At 28.4% G+C, this 1,173-nt stretch carries 1 protein-coding gene and 2 pseudogenes; all 3 read left to right on the forward strand.

Annotated features, from left to right (window positions below; genetic code table 11):
* Positions 1-260, forward strand: a pseudogene (locus tag AMN84_RS05100) (aminotransferase class IV); the annotation flags it as partial.
* Positions 257-661, forward strand: coding sequence for an HIT family protein (locus AMN84_RS04895; RefSeq protein WP_075483933.1), 405 nt, complete (start codon positions 257-259; stop codon positions 659-661). The pseudogene AMN84_RS05100 and the gene AMN84_RS04895, both read left to right, overlap by 4 nt.
* An 86-nt stretch (positions 662-747) precedes the next feature.
* Positions 748-1,173: pseudogene (locus AMN84_RS04900) on the forward strand (adenylyl-sulfate reductase); the annotation flags it as partial.

Raw genomic sequence — 1,173 nt, forward strand, 5'->3', positions numbered from 1 at the left:
TATTTTTCAAAAATAGAGAGTACTTTTCACCAAAAAACAATTGCTATATTGGAAACACAATTAACTATTTAAAAGGTAGGATTAAAATTTCATTTAAAGATATTTATTATAGAGATTTGAAAAAATTTGATGAAATAATGTTAATAGGCTCAGGAAAAGGTGTGACATCTGTCAAATATATCAAACAAATGAATTGGAAGAGTAAAAATAATTTAGGATATAAAAAAGTGAACAAATATTTAAATTTTAAATCATTATGAATGATCCAAACAATCCTTGTATATTCTGTAAAATTAACCGGAAAGAATTAATATTTGAAAATGATTTCGCATATGCCTCTTCCGACAGTTATCCTGTTTCAAAGTTACACTCATTAGTTGTTCCAAAAAGATGTATAGAAAATTATTTTGAATTAGATGAAAAAGAAATCTTAGCCTGTAATGATCTTATTAAAAAATTAAAAAATAAAATAATGAAAGAAGATAAATCAGTAAAGGGTTTTAATATAGGAACAAATGCTGGAAAAGTTGCAGGACAATCTATATTTCATTGTCATATACATGTGATTCCAAGAAGAAAAGGGGACGTGGGTAATCCACAAGGTGGTGTAAGAAGCGTTATACCCTCAAAACAACATTATACTCGAAAAATTAAAAAATAATGTTCTTATTGGGCAAATAGTGCGCTTTAATCACTGTTGAACTATTTTTTTAAGTATACTAGTAATAATAAAATTTTTATAAAAATATGTTTACAACCAATCCATTTTCAACTTTATCTGAAACAATTCCAATGATAGCAATTCAATCTTTTGTAATTGTTATGGTTGGGTTAGTTATTTTAGGCACGGTATTGGATATGATACACAAAAAAAACGTAAAATATTTTTTCAATAATGCAAAAAAGGCGAAAAAATCAGCCAAAAAAGAATTGGGAACAGGTGAAAGATTGGCAGTTATTGGTAAAACAATAATTCATGATATTGGAACTACAGCCGAGCTAGGTTGGGGCAAAAGAAGAATTGCACATGTTCTAGGGATGTATGGAACAATCCTTTTTTGGATTGGTTCTGCTGCAATGATATTTTTTTATACTGATTCTCAAACTCCTAATGTTTGGCCAATTCTCTGGCATGTTGGAGCAATAATGACTTGTTTAGGTGGATATTGGTTT

Origin of the sequence: Candidatus Pelagibacter communis (assembly GCF_001180105.1) — a bacterium.
Lineage (GTDB): Bacteria > Pseudomonadota > Alphaproteobacteria > Pelagibacterales > Pelagibacteraceae > Pelagibacter > Pelagibacter ubique_K.